The following is a 19533-nucleotide window of genomic DNA, read 5'->3' on the forward strand; positions in this document are numbered from 1 at the left end:
TAACAAGATAGCGCTTATTTGGTTTGTTTGTACAAACCTAACTGAGAAATTGTTGGATTCAGTCTTGAAGATTCTATGTTGAGCCTTACTTTTTTTGCGGTTACGGCATCAAATTTTATGAGACGCTTGTAACCAATAGTTGTTCCTTTGGTCGCTGTCTTCCATGAATTGCCATCCCAGTATTCCAGACTAAACCTTTCTACACGCTGTCCTATTGTAATGTTTTCCTGGAGAGAGATGACATCGAATGTTGATGTAGTTTTTAACTCCAGTTCAATAACTGCAGTGCTGTCTTTTCCTTTTGTAGTCCAGTAGGTCTTGTATTGATCATCGAGCATTGCTTTTGTATTGATACCATTTACCGATTTGACTGCCGCACCTTTTAAAAGGTTTGTTTTGAAGGTTTGTTCGCGGAGACGCGTCCAGCCCCTAAGACTGGCTACATCGCTTTCACTGATCAGTCCATCTGTGTCCGGAGGAATATTTAACAACAATACGCCGTTTTTCCCCACAGAATGATAATATATGTCCAGCAGCTTTTCAGGAGTCTTTACTTTACTGTCTTCAGCTTTGTGGTAAAACCACCCTGGTCTAATAGAAACGTCTGTTTCTGCAGGATACCAAACCAGTCCTTTTGCATTCTTGAGTTTATCTCTTCCGCCTATATCCGAGCCTTGCAGGAATCCTGAAGGTTTGATGTTCATCTCTGTCTGAGAATTCGCTGATACGGCATTTTGATCCAGGTTATTTGCCGGCAACACGCTCCACTCGCTTTCTCTTCCGTAGCCTGTTTCGGTACCAACCCACCTTACATCTGGCCCCATAACAGCGATGGTAGCTGTAGGCTGTAATTTTCGGATGTGAGTGTACCAGCGGTTGAAGTCGTAAACCTGCTTTTTACCATTTGGTCCTTCACCGTTTGCGCCATCAAACCACACCTCATCCACCCTTCCGTATTGTGTAAGTAGTTCTGTAAGTTGTGTAATAAAGAAATCGTTGTAAGCATCCGTTCCATAGGACTGTGCGTTCATATCCCACGGAGAAAGATAAATACCAAACCCGATCTTGTATTTCTTACAGGCTTCTGCAACTTCTTTCACTACATCACCATTTCCATTTTTCCATGGGCTGCTCTTTACAGAATGATTTGTTGATTTAGTTGGCCATAAGCAAAAACCATCATGATGCTTGGCCGTTAGTATGATCTGTTTGAATCCTGCTTCTTTCGTAACCCTCACCCATTGATCCGCATCCAGTTTCGTTGGATTAAAGATTTTGGGATCTTCTTTTCCCGTTCCCCATTCCCTGTTGGAAAATGTATTGACGCCAAAATGAAAGAATGCGGTTAGTTCAAGTTGCTGCCATCTGAGTTGCCTCGGACTAGGTGTAATGCTGGCTGCTTTGCTAATGATTTGATCTTGTGTTTCACCTGGTTTTATGATGGTGAAATTCTGTTGCGCATTTGCAATTCCGCTTAAGAATAAGGCAGGTAGTATTAATTTATATATTTTCATTTTGTGTGATATGTTTTGATTTAAGCCGATTTCAAGTAACGGATTTTGTAAGGATGTTTATTGAACCATTCTATCTAAAGATTAAACTATTTTGGCTTTATTTGATCATCTGATCTGTTGTTAAAACAGAAAAATGAGGTGTCCTTGCGGGCACACTCATTTTAACGGAGCATTAAACCAGTGTTTTTACCAAAGCGGGTTTTGGATTAGCTTTTTACTTTTTTGTATTTCTGTCAGTGGTATCGGAAACAGATACATGGACTTGCTGAATACCCTTGTCTCGTAAGTTGTTCTTTTGAAGAAGTCTGCTTCAGTATTGGCAGCCATGTTCATTCCATAGAATGATCCCGCCTGGCCACCATCACCAACAGCGTTTCCGGCAATCATCCATCTGCGCACGTCGAAGTAGCGTTGGCCTTCCATGCAAAGTTCCACACGCATTTCTCTTCTGATGGCTTCCCTTTGGAGGTCTTTATTGCCTATGATACCCGGTTTGATCACGGAAAGTTTAGGTATACCTGCTCTTTCACGTATTTTATCTACGTATTCGATGATTTTAGGGTCGTTTGGACGGACTTCATTTAACGCTTCGGCATACAAGAGGTAGAATTCTGCGAGACGGAATATAATTGAGGGGTGATAATCAGTTTTGGGATTAGAGCCTGTGTTGTGTACTATGCGGCTGATGCGTTTGTACATCAGATAGCCAGACCATGGATAATCAGCTGCAGAATTGTCGTTACCGTTTCCTTTGTTGAATTTAACCACCCCATTTGTAACGTGCCACTTTCTGCCATGATAGAAAACCGATTGATAAAATCTAGGTTCTCTTTTTACCCACATCCTGTAGGTACCTGCTTCAGTCCTGTTGCTCGGATCTTCTCCTGCTATAGAAAATCCGGTTTCGCTATAAGCTGGGGATTCTTCAATAGGAAGGCCATCGTTCATGAAGAAATCATCAACCAATTCCTGGGTTACTGCAATACATGCAAAGCCCTGCCCCTGATTTCTCGGGGTTGCACGACGTTGAGTTCCATCACCACCAACATTTCCCCAGAGTTCATTTGGATTAGCCCATATGATTTCATTGTTGTACTTCATGAACATTTCATACAAGGTTTTATCTACATCATATACTCCATTGGTATTGGCACGGTAGAGCTCATACTTTCCATTGGAGAACTCGATAAATTCTTCCAGTGCAGTCAGTGCCTTTTGCCATTTGGTATCGTCTTTCACAGGGAACAGCTTTTTGCCGCTTGGATTAGTGAGCACCAAAGCTTCTGGAAATTCTCCATTAAATAAAGGACTTGCAGCATATACCAATAGCTTAGCTTTAATTGCCAATGCTACACCTTTGGTAGGAAGAGCGAGGAAGTTTTGATCAGTAATCTGGATGTCCAATTGATTAGCTACAGCCGTAAGTTCGTCACTGATGAATTTCACTACTTCGTCGACACTGTTCCTTTCAAAATCCAATTCCGAAGAGCCTGGGTCAACAGATTTATCAAGGATTGGAACGGGACCGTATAGTTCAAACAACAGATAATAGTAATAAGCCCTTAGAAAACGTGCTTGTGCTTTCATCTTCGTGAGTTCTGCTTCTTCAATAAAATCTGTTCCTCCTGTGTTGGGTATAACTACAGCTTTCTCCAAAAATATATTTGCCTGGCGGATCAATTGAAAGAGGTTCCAGCGAGAGAAGGGTGCGCTTCCTGCGTTGTAGCCTGTTGAAGTGGTGCTTCTTAAAGTACCCTGAGCATTTTTTAACTCATCAGTAAAAGCGGGCCATGGGTTGTCAAGACCTGTTACACCCCCACTTCCTGTATTTAGTATTATGCCAGAAGAATTTACAATCCCTGTAAATATGTTTCTATGCCACTGTCTGGAATAAGTTGCATTAGAAAATATCTCTTCCATTGTCAACTGGCTGGCCAATTCGCTGGATACATCCAGGAAATTTTTCTTGCATGCACTGATGTTTAACAATACGAAAGTTAATGCAGCTATTGATATGTATTTCTTAATCATTATTAATTGCTTTAAATGGTTATAAATTGAACTCGAGGCCAAAAGTGTAGGTGCGCGGCAATGGGTAGTTCATACCTTCATTGGCGTTTCCGATTTCCGGATCCCACATTTTTATGCTGTCCCAGACATAAATATTATTGCCCATCAAATAAACACGACCTGTTTCCAGTCCGATTTTCTTTAGCCAGTTTTTAGGAAAGCGATATCCTATTTCGGCATTTTTTAACCTGATAAAACTTGCATCCCTAAGCCACCATGTACTTTGTGCTGTATTATTGCCAAAAGACACAGAATGCAATCTTGGATAAAGCACATCCTGACTCGGATTTTGTTCTGTCCAGCGGTTTAGACCTTCTTTTCGTACCGATGATTCATCAAATCCGTAAGTAAAAGGGAAAAAGCTTTGCGGTGCATTTCCACCGAATACAGTAGAGGTATTTCCTGCGCCCTGAAAGAATAAACTGGCATAAAAACCTTTGTAATCTACATTCATACCGAAACCATAAATGAGTTCAGGTACGGCTGGATTGCCATATTCCCTGGTCTGGTCAAATTGATTGATCAATTTGTCGCCGTTCAGATCTTTGTACTTAATGTCTCCGGGACGAACACCGGCGCTTAGTGACGAAACGGGTAGTCCTGCTTTCAGAACATAGTTTCTTGTGCCGTCAGGATTGGTGGTGAGGGTAAAATCATCATTGGCATACAAACCATCAGCTACATAAAGATTTGGGCTGTTTAGTCTTGTTCCGGTGATGTTCATCCATGGATATAACTGAGGGACTTCGTCATATTCAAGAATTTTGTTTCTGGCAAAAGTGAGATTTCCTCTATAGGTTAGTTTGGCCTGACCGATGTTTTGAGTGACATTAAGACTTGCATCGATACCATGGTTGGATACTTTTCCGAAGTTCTGCCATGGATTGGCCCTGAATCCCGTTACACCAGATACAGTTCTGCGTTGTAGTAAGATATTCTTACGGAAATTATCAAAATAATCTACTTGCATACTTACAGCTCCTTTAAATAGTTCTACATCTACCCCGTAATTCTTTTTGTCTTCGATTTCCCAGCTAAGGAATGGTGAATCAAATAGACCTTCAATCACACCTGCCAAACTGTTTAGTCCGCCTGTACCTCCAATTCCCAATGGATACCCACCTGCGGCTTTATTGAATGTGGCACGGTACAAGAACCTGCTACCACCTACGTTATCATTTCCAGTACGTCCTATTGATGCTCTAAACTTCAGCGAAGAAATGATCTCTTTAAGTTTTTCAGGATAGAACTTTTCATTACTTGGATACCATGCCACACCTACTGCAGGGAATATTCCGAAGCGGTATCCATCGGCAAAGTTTTCACTTCCTGTAATACCAAAATTGGCTTCAATTGAGTATCTGCTGGCATAATTGTAAGTCGCTCGACCAACATAGGCCTGTTTTCTAAAAGCCAGAGCTTCAGTCTGGGTTTGTGTTTCCTTTTGGTAAGTCAGCAACATACCAGTTACTGAATGGTTATTGCCGAATACACGGTTGTAATTTAAGGAACTTTCCAGGTAAATGTTTCTCTGACCACTGCTGCCTTCCGCAGGCTCACCAAAATCCGGACTTCCCGCTACCCCATTTCTGGTATATAGCAGTTTGCCGTTGGCATCCCTCGAGGTTGATATATACTGAAATGGAGTACGTGTGCGCGACATGGTATAGGTAGATGCAGCGTCGTAACTTACTACGGCCTTAACCGTTAAGCCTTGTGTTAAGAAGTCCAGTTTTTGTTCTATGTCCAATCTAGACTGTACATTGCTCCTCCATTCTTTAGCATAGCCAGATTCCATGAGCTGATTGTAAGGGTTGATCCTGTTGTTACTGGCTCTGGGGTGACCTGCAATAGTACCATCAGAAAAAACCATAGGAAAAAGGTATGGAGGTGCCGTGGTCATGTTGGAAAAGATAGTCCCTGTGCCAACACCAGGATAATTGGTCTTAAGATAAGCACCACTTAAATCTACTCTCAAAATGGTGGTTTTAGTGACATTTAAATCAATGTTACTTCTTAGATTGTAACGCTGAAGACCGATATTGTTGTTGTACTGGGCCAGTGGGTTATTTTTAAAGATACCACTTTCCTTAAAGTAGGCGCCCGAAACAAAATACTTTGCGATATCACCTCCCCCTCTGAAATTTAAGGTATGACGTGTATTATAGGTGTGGTCACGAAGCAGGTCGAGCCATTTTACATCCGGATATAAATCTCGATCTGTACCTGACGCGTATTTGCCGATTAATTCGTCGCTAAAAATAGGCGACTTGTCTTCGTTTTTGAGAGATTCGTTGTAAAGACTCATGTAATCAACGGAGCCTAGAAATTCAGGAAGTCTTGTTGGTTCCAGGTTACTGTATTCGCCCCTGTAGGAGATCTTGGTTTTTTGGGCAATCCCCCTTTTCGAAGTGATGATGATTACCCCATTTGCACCCTCAGCTCCGTAAACAGCTGTCGCTGCTGCGTCTTTTAATAAGGTAAAAGTTTCAATCTCATCCGGTTCAATATCATTCATTGATCTGGGGATACCATCGACCAGAATTAAAGGACTGGTGCCTCCGCTAAATGAACTGATGCCGCGTATGAAAAATTCGGAGTTGTCATAGCCGGGTTCACCAGATCGCTGGATGGCAATTAACCCGGCAATCTGACCTGCCAGGTTGTTCGACAAACTTCTGGTCGGAAATCGCAATTGAGTTCCTTTAACAGTAGATAATGAACTAACTACGCTTTCCTTTTTCTGTTTTCCGAAGCCGATAACCACAACTTCATTCAGGTCTGATTTATCAGCTTTCAGCACTACATCAATAACGCCACGTCCACTTACAGGGATTTCCTGCTTAATATAGCCTATGGAACTGAATACGAGTACTGAACCATCAGGTACAGTAAGAAAATACTTGCCGTTTAAATCTGTAGTCGTACCTATTGAAGGCTTGTCTTTAACAAAAATGGTTACCCCCGGCATAGGAAGCATATCCGTAGAATCCTTTACCGATCCTCGGACATCCGTTTCTACTATTTTAAGTTTTTTAATAGTTTCATCTGCACTTACGATCGTGATGGTTTCACCGCGAATTTTAAAGTCCAGACTGGCTTTGCCCAACACTTTGTTTAAAATGGTTTTAATGTCCACATTCTGGAGATGGACTGTAACCGGAACTGACTTATTGATGATCTCTTCATTATAAAGGAAGCGATAACCTGTTTGTTTATTCAATTCAGAAAATACCTGCTTAAGGTTGGCATTTTTTACGGATAATGATACTTGTTGAGCTTTACCGCTCGCATATACACCCACCTGAAGAACAATTATCATTAAAAGGGTAAGTTTCATAATTCTAAAAATTATTAAAATACCGGGGGAGAGCACCCCATTGTCAAGTTTTTGTCCGTGACAAAAGAAATTCATACTTTCGTTGGTTTAAGGTTGAAAAAATACGTTGCTGATTTAAAATGTAATTTGTAGGCCTTGAATATTTACCGGGAGTGGTGGTACACTCTCGGTATTAATTTCGTAAACAGGCACAAATAGGTTTAGTAGATTTGTTTTAGGTCATAAATTCTCGTTTAGGTCTATTATTTGGTTAGTTTACGGTTAGGTTCCTGCCATCTATTTCAAATGACAGGTTACTCACATCTTTTAGCATCTGAAGTACTTCGCTCAATTTTACTTTTCTGCTTATACTGCCTCCAATATGAATCGATGGCATTTTCGTTTTATAGGTTATCTTTAAGTCGTACCAGCGGGCTATTTCTTCCAAAACAGGTTGAATGGCATCATTACTGAAATAGAAATATCCTTTTCTCCAGGCTGTGGCTTTATCTATATCACCTCTTGAAATTTCTAATCCGGAAGATTGAACTATTCCTTGCTGTCCCGGCTTTAAGAAACCGTTCTTTTGGCTGTTTTTGATTTTAACGGAGCCCTCTATTAAAGTAGTTTTAGCAATATTTCCGTAGCATGAGGTATTGAATGTTGTTCCTAAAACCTCTATTTCCGAGCCATTTAATGCAATTTTAAATGGGTGTTCAGCATCTTTAGCAACCTCAAAATACCCCTCTCCCCTTAATTCTATTCTTCGCTCATTGTCACTGAATTTTAACGGGAAACGTAATTCAGACATCGCATTTAACCATACCCTGGTGCCATCTGGAAGCTGGAGGTTATAAATACCTGCGCGGGGAACGATTAAAGTATTGTATAAGTCTTCGTGTTTATCGTTTTCATTGATATTGGTATACACCAATTCGCCGGAACTGCCGACCAGTTTTGTTCCATTTTTCTCAATCAGCGAGATTTTGTTGGCGTCGAGAGTCACCTTTCTTCCATCAGATAAGATGAGCTGCGCTTTATTGTTTCCTGGCAATACATCATTCTTATAATGATAGACATGATCTGCTACTATCCCCTGATCGTTCCTGTTGAGCATAAACCATAAAGCAACAGAACAGGTTAAAACAACTAATGCTGCAACATATTTGATGAGATTTGGCCATTTAGTCTTCTTTTGTTTTTTGTTATGGCGCTGAGTAGTTTTTTGCCATGCAGTTTCAATGTCAAGACTATTGATGTAATTTAAACGCTCCTGAGCGGGAGCAGTATGCTTATAATAATCCAATATTGCTTTCTTTTCGGGATCATTGGCAACTAAATCCATGAACCTGATTTCATCCTCTTCAGAGAGTTTGTTTAGCAGGTAACCAGAAATTAACTGTGCCCATTCAAAAGATTCGTTTTGCATGCAAGGTTCGGTATTGGTTTATATAACAAAGGAACCTGAAAGCCGGAAATGGGTGGAAGATATTATAAAAATATTTCTATATTACTGACATTAAGGTTATTAAAGTTGTAAATGCAGTATCACTAAGCTTTAATCTGAGCAATTGTAAGGCTCTTTGTTTCTGACTTTTTACGGTATTGAGGCTTATATTTAATAATTCTGCGATTTTACGGTTTTGCAGCCCCTCCAGATATCCGTATTTAAGTACCAGAGCACAGCCCTCTGGCAGTGCATTTATTGCTTCATGAATTTCGGAAAGAACTTCTGCATGAATAATTCCATTGAGCGTTTGTGGGTCATCAAGTATATCAAGCGGAAATTTTTTATGATAACCATCTACGACCTTTAGATGTCTTATTTTATTGAGACAGGCGTTTTTGACCGATGAATAAAGAAATGATTTAACTGCGTCCGGATGAGGCGAAATCCTTTCATGCTCCTCCAGATATACGATGAACACATCTTGTACAATATCTTCAGCGGCATCCTGGTCCTTTAATAGATAACAGGCAAAATCACATAATCTCGAATAGTATTTTTTGAATACTTTTTCGGGTAATGTATGGAAATCATCACAGTTATGTATTGTAAACATGGTACCTGTCTATATTTAGCTTTATCAAAGGAAGCGAATTATAAAATTATTTATTTAATGATTTTATCAAATCATTAAGTGATTTTGGCATTCAAGGTCTGCTTTTCATAGCTATAGAGCATTTATTGTCATGGGAATGTTTTTTATTCTTTTTGTGAAAACATTTGCACAATGTTTGCTGTTATAGTTGCAGTTTGTTTGGTTTAGGTTGGTCTGTGGTGGGCCGACCATCATTATAACAGGGATACACCCAAGAGGTCTATCCCTGTTTCTTTTTAAAATATTTTCAATTTCTAAAAACCATTTGCATAGTTAGTTCGTTTATATAAATGAGAGCGTTAATTTAGCGGGGGTAGACTGAAAGGTTTACCTCCGTTTCTTTTTTTATGGAGTAATATTGTTTGGTAAATAAATTTTCGTGACTTTTATACCCTATAAGTCAGACTTTCTAGGCTTCGAAAAATCAGACACGTAGAATATTGTTGAATTTAGGACTGAAAATTATAAGTAAATTGTAATTTTTATTTTAAAAATTAATATATTCAAACTTGGTAGACTTCAAGTTTTGTTTTCTGTGTTTATGATCTTAGATTTGGGGAGTTTTATTTATTGGCATAAATGTTGACTTTTAGAGTTAACACTGTCATCTAAACATATAGTACTTAGCTAGCATGCGCAAAAAATTACACGATAGGATAGCAGCGTTTAAAGACGCTACAGCAATTAAAGAGAAAGGGTTATATCCTTATTTTCGGGCAATAGAATCAGGACAGGACACTGAAGTAATAATAGATGGCAAAAAGGTGCTGATGTTTGGTTCTAATTCCTATCTGGGTCTCACTAATCATCCAAAAATCAAAGAAGCAGCAAAACAGGCTGTGGATAAATACGGTACCGGTTGTGCGGGTTCAAGATTTTTGAATGGTACACTTGACATACATATAGAACTGGAACGCAGACTTGCTGCATATGTTGGCAAAGAAGCTGCAGTTCTTTTCAGTACTGGTTTCCAGGTAAATCTTGGTGTGATTTCCTGTTTGCTGGATAGAAATGATTATTTAATTCTTGATGAGTATGATCATGCTTCTATTATAGATGGAAGCAGACTATCATTTTCAAGGTCTATAAAATACGCCCATAATGATATGGATGATTTGCGTAAGAAATTGAGCAGATTACCTGAAGAGTCGGCAAAGCTGATTGTAGCAGATGGTATTTTCAGTATGGAAGGAGATTTGGTAAATCTTCCTGAAATCGTGAAAATAGCTGATGAATTTGGTGCTAATATCATGATGGATGATGCACATAGTTTGGGTGTTATCGGATTGAATGGTGCTGGTACGGCTTCTCACTTTGGTTTGACTGATAAGGTTGACCTGATCATGGGTACCTTTAGTAAGTCCTTAGCTTCTTTGGGAGGCTTTATAGCCGGTACAGAAGAAACCATTGAGTTTGTAAAACACAGGGCACGTTCATTGATGTTTAGTGCAAGTATGCCACCATCAGCAGTAGCCAGTGTAATAGCTGCACTTGATATTATTGAATCTGAACCTGAGCGTATAGATCAATTGTGGGCTAACACGAATCATGCTAAGAAATTGCTGCTTGAAGCCGGCTTTGATATAGGCCATACAGACAGTCCTATTATTCCTGTTTACATCAGGGACAATGACAAGACCTTTATGATCACCAATATTTTGAGTAAGAATGGGATTTTTGTAAATCCGGTGGTCTCCCCTGCTGTTCCTTCAGATGCTTCGTTAATCAGATTCTCATTGATGGCGACTCACACTTTTGCTCAAATTGAGGAGGCTGTTGAAAAAATTGCAGCTGCTGCGAAACAAGTAGAAGTAAAAAAAGCTCAGGTAACTATATGAAGAATATAGTTGCCGTAAGTAGTAAAAATGAGTTAGCCACTTTTATAGATTTCCCGCACGAGTTGTATAAAAATGATTCTAATTATGTGCCTGAACTTTTCATTGCACAACGTGATCTTTTGACAACTCATCCATTTCACAAACACTCTTCATTGCAGTGTTTTTTGCTTTATGATGGAAACCAGGTAATTGGTAGGATTACCGCGATTTTGAACAACAGTCATAATGCCATGAATAATGCGAGTGACGGATTCTTCGGTTTCTTTGATTGCATCAATGATCAGGAATCTGCTAACCTTTTACTCAATACTGCAGCAGACTGGCTGAAAGACAAGGGGGTAAAAAATAAGATTATGGGTCCGGTAAACTTTTCTACCAATGAATCATGTGGTTTATTGATAGAGGGTTTTGATTCCCCTCCTGTTGTAATGATGCCTTATAATGCGAGTTATTATCCTTCGCTTTTAGAAGGCTGGGGCCTGACAAAACAAGTCGACCTGATTGCATGGCGATTTACAGGAGATAATTATGATGATCGTTCTGTAAAGCTAATGGATAGATTGCAGGATCGTCTGAAGCGTAATGACATTACGATTCGTAAAGTCAACATGAAGAATTTTAAACAGGAAGCAGCGAGTTTACGCGAGGTTTATAATAAAGCATGGGATAAGAATACGGGTTTCGTCCCCTTAAATGATGAAGAATTTGATTACCAGGCTAAAGATTTAAAGCTGGTGCTTGATCCTGATTTCTGTCTTGTTGCGGAACATGAAGGCAAGCTAGTTGGTTTCGGTGCTGCGATTCCGGATATGAATCAAATTCAGATCAAGATAAAAAAAGGAAGACTGCTACCGACTGGTATATTCAAACTTTTGTTTGGTAAGAAAAAGGTAACCGGGATCAGGATTCTGCTTCTGGGTGTTGTTGACGGATATCGGAAAATGGGAATTGAAGCCTGCATTTATGGCGGTATTATTAAAGCTTATCGTGCAAAGGGTTTAAAATATGCAGAAGCCAGCTGGACTTTAGAGCATAATGATCTTGTTAACAATGCTATTATTGCCATCAAAGGTGATCCGTACAAGAAATACAGAATCTACGAAAAAACTATATGAGTAAAAAGGTGCTCATCACTGGCGCTACTGGCTTTGTAGGTTATCATCTGATCGAAAAGGCACTGGCTGCAGGATTGGAAGTATTTGCGGCGGTGCGTAAAAGCAGTGATGTATCACATTTAAAAGAATTTAATATTTCTTATGTAGATCTTGATTATAGCTCAGTTGAGACTTTAAAAACCCAACTCGAAGCAAATCAATATAACTATATCATTCATGCGGCTGGCATCACTAAGGCAAAGACAGCAGAGGAATACAATAAAGTTAATGCCGGATACACTAAAAATCTAGCCTTAGCAGCTGTCGAGGCAACTATTCAGCTCGATAAATTTGTATTTGTAAGCAGTCTGGCGGCTCTGGGGCCCCTAAAGGATTTGAATGGGGTTATCGAGGATGATTCTGAGGGTCATCCTGTAACCAGTTATGGCTTGAGTAAACTTTTGGCTGAGCAATATTTAAAAGAGATTGAAGGTTTACCTTTAGTTGTGATCCGCCCTACTGCTGTTTATGGTCCCCGTGAGAAGGATATCTTTATCTTGTTCAAAAGCATCAATCAGGGACTGGAACCCTACATTGGAAGCTTTAAGCAGCAATTGACATTCATTTACGTTAAGGATCTTGCAGATGTGATTATTTCTGCTCTGAACAGTAAAGTTACGGGGCGATATTATAATGTTACTGACGGTCACGTATATGACCGATATTCATTGGGTAAGTTTGCCAGGAAAGCATTGAATAAAAAAACATTAAAATTTCACCTGCCTATTTTCATAGTCTCTGCAATGGCATCGATAATGGATGTAATATATACCAATAGTAGAGAAACCCCAACATTGAACCGGGAAAAAATGGCAGAGCTCACCGCTGTAAATTGGGCATGTAATATTGAACACGCCATAAGAGATTTGGACTACCGTCCGGCCTTTGATCTCGAAAGTGGTCTTAATGATACCATGGTATGGTATAAGGCCGTTAAATGGCTATAAGTATTAAGGATTTTCCATCTGTTTGATGATCTTATTTACCTCAGTTTCTGTACTCCTCAACTTATGCTGACAGAATTCTATCAGTTCAGAAGCGCGTTTTACTTTTTCAGCCAGAACATCAACAGAAACAGACTCCGTTTCTATTTCGTAAGCAATTTCTGTTAGTTCTTTATAAGCGCTTTCATAAGTTAAATTCTGATCCATTATATGCTTTTTTATCTGTTACTACTGTGTTTATTTCCGTATTTGTAAATTGCACTGAAAGTTTTGTCCCTGTTTCAATGTCATTTGCATTGCTTACGATTTTACCGTCTACCTTAATGATGGCAAATCCTTTATTTAAGATGTTTTGCGGACTCATGAGCTTAATCATCGAGATGAAATGTCCAAGGTATCCCATTTTATTTGCAAAATATATTCGGCTATAAGATTGGATATTATTACCCAGGTTGCTCAGGTCTTTTTTCCTGTTAGAGATGATGATCTTGGGATTGGTGAGAATGGCCGCTGAAAGGCTTATGATATTTTTATGGTATTTGTACAGAAGCTCTTTAGTTGTGTTGACAGTAAGGTGATTGATGTGCGCTAACCTGTCTTTCTGCAAATTGATCATCTGAAAAACTTTGATCACCACTACCTTTTGGATATTTAATATTTGCTCTTCAAATGCCCTATTGTGTGCAATGATGAGCTCTGCAGCCTTTGTTGGCGTTTTGGTGGAGGTGTGAGCCATTAAATCGGCTATGGTTTCGTTTTTCTGGTGGCCAATCCCGGTAATTACAGGAATAGGAAATCTGGCAATCGCCCTGCTCAGTTCATAGTTATCAAAGATCAAAAAATCCATCTGTGATCCACCGCCCCTAATGATTACCAATGCATCATAGTTCTTTTTGGCTTGAAAAACTTCAATGATTTTCGCAAGAATCTGTTTGGCATTTACTTCGCCCTGAACTAAGGTAAAATAATTGTCGACATCAAATTTATAATTAAAGGCATTATTGTCTAAAGTGTGTTTAAAGTCCAGATAGCCAGCGGAAGTATCAGAGGAAATAATTGCTATACTTTGTATGACTTTATTTAAATGAAGTAAACTATTTCGTGTGATATATTGTTCGCCTTGTTTTTGTACAAAATCGGTATTCTCACGAAGAAGACGTTCTAAAGTATCTTTTCGCTGCTGTTCAAATAAACCAAGCGTAAAGCTTGTATCTATATCAATCAGATTAAGCTGAAGTCCAAATGAGGGATTGTATTGTACTGATACCTGGATTAGTACATTGATATCATTTTTAAATTTCTGCCCGGTTGCCTGCTCGAAATTAGTGATATTGACAGCAGCAGCACCCCATGCCCTTCCAGCTATTTTAGCCAGTATTTTTGATGACGACTTATCTTTCTCTACGAGTTCAAAATAGTGGTAATTACTTTGAGGTTTGTAAGTATAGTTGGTAATATCTGCAATTACCCAAAACGTATTTTGTCCGAATACCTCATCAATAGTTTGCCTGATCCTGCCAGTAAGTTCTGATAGCGATATAGAAGGCCTATTAGATAGATGTGAGGGAACTGCCATTTTGATCTATATTGAGTGTGTGTGGTGCGCCACATTTGAGTGCAAAGTTATTGATTTGATGTCCTACAGGGAAATCAAAACAAACAGGATAATCATATTCTTTTATCTTTTCCAATATAATTTCCTGAAGTGTTTTACTGAATTCCTCTCCTTCTGGATCAGGTTTTAATCTAAATCCACCTATGATCAGCCCTTTCAATTTATCGAACTTTCCGCTTCTCTTCAGATTCCACAACATCCTATCCAGACTATAGAGCTGTTCTTCTGTATCTTCCAGGAAAAGAATCTTTCCATCTGTGACGATATCTGAGCAAGTGCCCGCTGCTGTTTCAATCAGGCTGAGGTTGCCGCCTACCAATGTCCCTTCTACCCTGCCATTGCGGTTATTGCTATTGTAAGGAGCTGTGTATCTGACCGGTTCACCATTTATCACCTGTTTGATAGACAAAATGGTTTCTATTTGTATGGGAAGCGCTTCTGGCCAGACTTTTGGAAAACTATTGCACATTTTAGAATGTATGGATGCAATTCCAAAATTGGTATAAATGTGATTGTGTAAGAGTGTAATGTCACTAAAACCTATTATCCATTTAGGATTTCTTTTAAATTTTGTGAAGTCCAGCTGATCTATAATTCTCACGATTCCGTAACCTCCCCGGGCGCACATAATGGCTTTTATATTGGGGTCATCTAACATGAGTTGAAGGTCTTCTGTCCTTTCAGCATCATTACCTCCGAGAATAAAGTCGCGTTTTCCAATTGTTGCACCAATTTTCGTATTGAAGCCCCAGCTTTGGATAAGTTGTACGGCCGGCTGGACGTTTTCCAAGTCTATAAAACTTGCAGGACTCGTAATCCCAATTGTATCTCCTTTTTTAAGGTAAGGTGGTATCCGGGATGTCTTTTCGGAAAAGTCTGATACTACAGATGTAGCCTTGCTTACCGTAGTGGTTGCACCCGCTGTGATGAGGAATGATAAAAAGTGCTTACGATTCATTAAAACCAAGTTTTTTTCCGTGTACAAGTATAAGGCTTATCCAACAGTTTTGATATAAAATAACGCAATCGTTTTCGTAGTTTTTCTCTCTGAAAAGGCATGTTTCTGAGTAGATTATATTTAAGATAAGGTATATTTAACTAAACTTTGACCTAAAAAGTCCATTACATAAAACCAAATATGAAAAACAAACTTATGCTTACGGTATGTTGCTTAGTTAGTTTGCATGTACATGCACAAAGTGAAGATGTATCCTTCGTAAGTAACAGTAAAAAAGAGCGTGTTGAGGTGATGATCGGAGGTAAGCATTTCACCAATTTTATCTATCCCAAGGATCTGGAAAAACCAGTGCTCTACCCTATCATATCAGCAGGCGGACAATTGGTAACCAGAGGATTTCCTTTAGAAAAACGTGATGGAGAACGTATAGATCATCCTCATCATATGGGACTGTGGCTGAATTATGAGAGTGTAAATGGTCTGGATTTTTGGAATAATTCATATAATATCCCTGTTGATAGGAAATCAAAATACGGGTGGATCAGGAATGTCAGGATTGAACGTACAGAAAGCGGAAAAAACAAAGGCATACTTAGCTATTCTGCAAACTGGGAGAACCAGGCTGCGAAGGTATTGCTGAGAGAGCAAACTACTTTTGTTTTTTCAGGAACATCAGATTCCCGTACGATAGACAGAACTACAATACTCACTGCCGCAGAGGATTCTGTATTTTTTAAAGATGTAAAAGATGGTATGCTGGGCATTAGGCTGACTAAAGAGCTTGAATTTGCCTCTGATAAAGTTGAGGAATTTACAGACAGCCAGGGGAACGTCACTAAAGTATCTGCATCAGGAAATGGTGCTAATGGCAATTATTTAACGAGTAAAGGTATAACCGGTGCGGGTGCCTGGGGAACGAGAGGCAACTGGTGTATGCTCTACGCAAATAAGGAAGGTAAGCCTCTTGCTGTTAGTATTATCGATCATCCAAAAAATCCGGGATACCCGACCTACTGGCATGCCCGTGATTACGGCTTGTTTGCAGCAAATCCTCTGGGACAGCAGGTTTTTAGCAATGGAAAAGAAACGCTTAACCTGAAATTGAAACCTGGTCAATCTATTACTTTCAAATATAGGATTATCATCAACTCAGGTATTATCTTAACCGCGGATGCTCTGGATCAGCAGGCAAAAGATTTTAGTAAAAAATAAAACACTTAAATACAATTATATACAAATGAAAAAAACAAGATTATTAGTTTTAGCGGCTTTAATGTTTGGGGCCACTCCCATGACATTACACGCTCAAACTGGAAAATGGCAGAATCTTTTTAATGGCAAAGATCTGCAAGGATGGAAGCAACTTAATGGTAAAGCAAAATATGAAGTAGTAAATGGTGAGATTGTAGGCACTACTATGTCTAACACTCCAAATTCATTTTTAACAACTGAAAAGAATTATGGTGATTTTATTCTGGAGGTTGATTTGTTTGTTGACAATTCTATGAATTCGGGCATACAAATCAGAAGTGAAAGTAAAGCGGACTACCTGAATGGGCGCGTACATGGCTATCAGGTTGAAATAGATCCTTCTGACAGGAAATGGAGCGGTGGACTTTACGACGAGGCCCGCAGAGGCTGGTTATATCCTTTGGATATCAATCCAAAAGGACAGGCTGCCTTTAAGAATAACCAATGGAATAAATATCGCGTGGAATGCATTGGAAGCTCTATCCGTGTATGGGTAAATGGAATTCCTACATCGAATATAGTTGACAACATGACTCCTTCTGGTTTCATTGCATTACAGGTTCATGGAATTGGAAGCAAAGATCAGCCGGGCAAGCAGATTAAATGGAAGAACATCAGGATACAAACTGAAAATCTAAAGCCTACAAAAAATGACAATATTTATGTTGTAAATAACATTCCAAATCAAGTGTCTTCCCAGGAGAAAGCGGAAGGTTATTCATTGTTATGGGACGGAAAGACAAGCAATGGCTGGATCGGTGCTTATAAAACCAAGTTCCCGGAAAAAGGCTGGAATATCAGTAACGGAGAGTTGAGTATGCAAAAAACTGATGGTGCAGAATCGACTAATGGTGGAGATATTGTAACTGTGAAGGAATACAGTGCTTTTGAACTAAAGTTTGATTTTAAACTAACAGAAGGTGCGAATAGCGGAGTGAAGTACTTTGTAACTTTATCTGAAGGAAATAAAGGCTCGGCAATTGGCCCTGAATACCAGATACTGGATGATGCCAGACATCCTGATGCTAAATTGGGAAAGAATGGCAACCGTACTTTGGGTTCTCTGTATGATTTGATTACAAGCAAAAAAAATGCAAATGCGCAAAGAGGGATTGGTGAATGGAACAAAGGATTGATCAGGGTATTTCCTAATAACAAAATTGAGTATTGGTTAAACGGTTTTAAAATCGTTGAGTTTACCAGGGGATCAGCAGAGTTTAAAGAACTTGTTGCCGGCAGCAAATATAAAGACTGGAAAGATTTTGGAATGGCTCCTAAAGGACACATCCTATTACAGGATCACGGAGATCAGGTATTTTTCAGAAGCATAAAAATAAAAACACTTTAAACCGATATAGATTATGCTAGAATCAAGAAGAAAGTTTATTAAACAAGCTGGTATTGCTGCGGCAGGCACTTACCTTGGAACCATGGGTATGAGTGCAAAAAGCTATGGAAATATCATCGGCGCCAATGACCGTGTAAGAGTCGGCGTGGTTGGTTTTTCAGATAGGTTTAAAGACTCTCTTTTGCCTAGCTTTCTAAATCACCATAAAGAACTCAATTTTGATATTGTTGCGGTTTCTGACCTGTGGAACTACCGCAGAGGTTTGGGCGTGGACCATCTTAAAAGTAAGTTTGGACATGATATCACCCCTTGCCGCAATAACGATGAGTTGTATGGATTAAAAGATATAGATGCGGTGATTATTAGTACTGCGGATTTTCAGCATGCCACACATGCTATTGAAGCGGTGACGAATAAATGTGATGTATACTGTGAGAAGCCTTTCGCGGAGACTATGTCTGATGCCAGGGCCGCACTTAAAGCAATCAAAGCTTCTAAACAAATTATACAGGTAGGTTCGCAGCGCAGAAGCGGTACTAATTATAAGGCAGCCTCTCAATTCATCAAAGACGGTAAATTTGGAGATATCACGATGGTGGAGCTAAGCTGGAATGTAAATCAGCCGGGCAGATGGCGCAGACCAGACCTTGTAGCTAAATTGAAACAAGAAGATACCGACTGGAAGCGTTTCCTGATCAACAGACCGTTTGAGGAATGGGATCCACGTAAATATTTAGAGTACCGCTTGTTCTGGCCATACTCATCAGGAATGCCTGGCCAGTGGATGTCACATCAGATTGATACCGTACATTGGTTTACCGGCCTTAAACATCCAAGAAGTGTGGTAGCAAATGGAGGTATTTATCAATGGAAAGATGGTCGTAGAAACTGGGATACGACGACCGCTGTGTTTGACTATGGGAAAGAAAATGATCCTAACAATGGCTTCCAGGTAGTATTTACATCGAGAATGCACAACGGCGATGAAAACCCGGCTGAAATCTATTATTCAAATGGTGGAGAACTGAACCTTATTACTAATACAGTTTCGTCAAAAGGCGGATTAAAAGCCAATGCCGCCTCAGCTATGCACATGCAGCCTAATTTGCTTCCGGAATTAAAACTGACTGATATTGCTGAAAAAGTTGCTACCTCAGCAAATACAGGGGGAGACAAACTGACTTCAGCACATATGCGTAATTGGATGGAATGCATCAGAAGCCGCAAAGAAACCAATGCACCTGTAGAAGCCGGTTATTACCATTCAATAGCTAATATCATGACAAATGCTGCTGCAAGAACAGGTGAAAAAGCTACGTTTGATGAGGCAAAACAAGAAGTGTTGGTTGGGGGTAAAGTGTTTAAATATTAGAAAACAAGACCAATAAAAAAGGCGATCCTGATATTGATCAGGATCGCC

Annotated in this window: 14 protein-coding genes; 6 read left to right on the forward strand and 8 right to left on the reverse strand. The window is 39.5% G+C overall.

Features of this window, described 5'->3' with window-relative positions; all coding sequences use genetic code 11:
* Positions 1–14: 14 nt before the first annotated feature.
* The 5 genes from FA047_RS05270 to FA047_RS05290 all read right to left on the reverse strand — a co-directional run bounded on the left by FA047_RS05270 (position 15) and on the right by FA047_RS05290 (position 8966).
* The gene (locus tag FA047_RS05270) at positions 15–1514 is read right to left on the reverse strand and encodes an alpha-L-fucosidase (protein ID WP_136834917.1); all 1500 of its coding nucleotides are present in this window, start codon (positions 1512–1514) and stop codon (positions 15–17) included.
* A 186-nt stretch (positions 1515–1700) separates the two neighbouring features.
* Positions 1701–3545 carry a RagB/SusD family nutrient uptake outer membrane protein gene (locus FA047_RS05275; protein WP_136834918.1) on the reverse strand — a complete coding sequence of 615 codons (1845 nt, stop codon included), beginning with the start codon at positions 3543–3545 and terminating at the stop codon, positions 1701–1703.
* Positions 3546–3564: 19 nt separating this feature from the next.
* Positions 3565–6924 carry a TonB-dependent receptor gene (locus tag FA047_RS05280; protein WP_225872635.1) on the reverse strand — a complete coding sequence of 1120 codons (3360 nt, stop codon included), beginning with the start codon at positions 6922–6924 and terminating at the stop codon, positions 3565–3567.
* Positions 6925–7174: 250 nt separating this feature from the next.
* Positions 7175–8332, reverse strand: a complete 1158-nt coding sequence (locus FA047_RS05285) for a FecR family protein (RefSeq protein WP_136834919.1) — start codon at positions 8330–8332, stop codon at positions 7175–7177.
* A 76-nt stretch (positions 8333–8408) separates the two neighbouring features.
* Positions 8409–8966 (reverse strand): RNA polymerase sigma-70 factor, encoded by a 558-nt coding sequence (locus FA047_RS05290; protein ID WP_136834920.1) that lies wholly within the window; start codon positions 8964–8966, stop codon positions 8409–8411.
* 671 nt (positions 8967–9637) lie between these two features.
* Here FA047_RS05290 and spt point away from each other — a divergent pair.
* Genes spt through FA047_RS05305 form a run of 3 tightly spaced genes read left to right on the forward strand, consistent with a single transcriptional unit; the run spans position 9638 to position 12944 of the window.
* Positions 9638–10843, forward strand: coding sequence for a serine palmitoyltransferase (gene spt / locus FA047_RS05295; RefSeq protein WP_136834921.1), 1206 nt, complete (start codon positions 9638–9640; stop codon positions 10841–10843).
* A complete protein-coding gene (locus FA047_RS05300; protein WP_136834922.1) occupies positions 10840–11958 on the forward strand; it encodes a hypothetical protein in 1119 nt (372 codons plus the stop codon). Before spt ends, FA047_RS05300 begins: the two co-directional genes overlap by 4 nt.
* A complete protein-coding gene (locus FA047_RS05305; protein WP_136834923.1) occupies positions 11955–12944 on the forward strand; it encodes an NAD-dependent epimerase/dehydratase family protein in 990 nt (329 codons plus the stop codon). Before FA047_RS05300 ends, FA047_RS05305 begins: the two co-directional genes overlap by 4 nt.
* 3 nt (positions 12945–12947) lie before the next feature.
* Here the strand turns inward: FA047_RS05305 and xseB are convergent, their stop codons facing one another.
* From xseB to FA047_RS05320, 3 genes are read right to left on the reverse strand one after another with little or no spacing between them, the layout of a single operon-like run.
* Positions 12948–13148, reverse strand: coding sequence for an exodeoxyribonuclease VII small subunit (gene xseB / locus FA047_RS05310; RefSeq protein WP_136834924.1), 201 nt, complete (start codon positions 13146–13148; stop codon positions 12948–12950).
* Entirely contained in the window at positions 13126–14517 is a 1392-nt protein-coding gene (gene xseA / locus FA047_RS05315) for an exodeoxyribonuclease VII large subunit (protein ID WP_136834925.1), read from the reverse strand. The genes xseB and xseA overlap by 23 nt, the downstream gene beginning before the upstream one ends.
* Positions 14492–15514: a S66 peptidase family protein gene (locus FA047_RS05320; RefSeq protein ID WP_136834926.1), complete on the reverse strand. Its 1023-nt coding sequence runs from the start codon at positions 15512–15514 to the stop codon at positions 14492–14494. Before FA047_RS05320 ends, xseA begins: the two co-directional genes overlap by 26 nt.
* 180 nt (positions 15515–15694) lie before the next feature.
* Here FA047_RS05320 and FA047_RS05325 point away from each other — a divergent pair, with 180 nt between their 5' ends.
* Genes FA047_RS05325 through FA047_RS05335 form a run of 3 tightly spaced genes read left to right on the forward strand, consistent with a single transcriptional unit; the run spans position 15695 to position 19485 of the window.
* Positions 15695–16726 carry a DUF6807 domain-containing protein gene (locus FA047_RS05325; RefSeq protein WP_136834927.1) on the forward strand — a complete coding sequence of 344 codons (1032 nt, stop codon included), beginning with the start codon at positions 15695–15697 and terminating at the stop codon, positions 16724–16726.
* A gap of 25 nt (positions 16727–16751) precedes the next feature.
* Positions 16752–18113: a 3-keto-disaccharide hydrolase gene (locus FA047_RS05330; protein ID WP_136834928.1), complete on the forward strand. Its 1362-nt coding sequence runs from the start codon at positions 16752–16754 to the stop codon at positions 18111–18113.
* Positions 18114–18126: 13 nt separating this feature from the next.
* Positions 18127–19485 carry a Gfo/Idh/MocA family protein gene (locus tag FA047_RS05335; RefSeq protein ID WP_136834929.1) on the forward strand — a complete coding sequence of 453 codons (1359 nt, stop codon included), beginning with the start codon at positions 18127–18129 and terminating at the stop codon, positions 19483–19485.
* Positions 19486–19533: the final 48 nt, after the last annotated feature.

Source organism: Pedobacter frigoris (genome assembly GCF_005116445.1).
Taxonomy (GTDB): Bacteria; Bacteroidota; Bacteroidia; order Sphingobacteriales; family Sphingobacteriaceae; genus Pedobacter; species Pedobacter frigoris.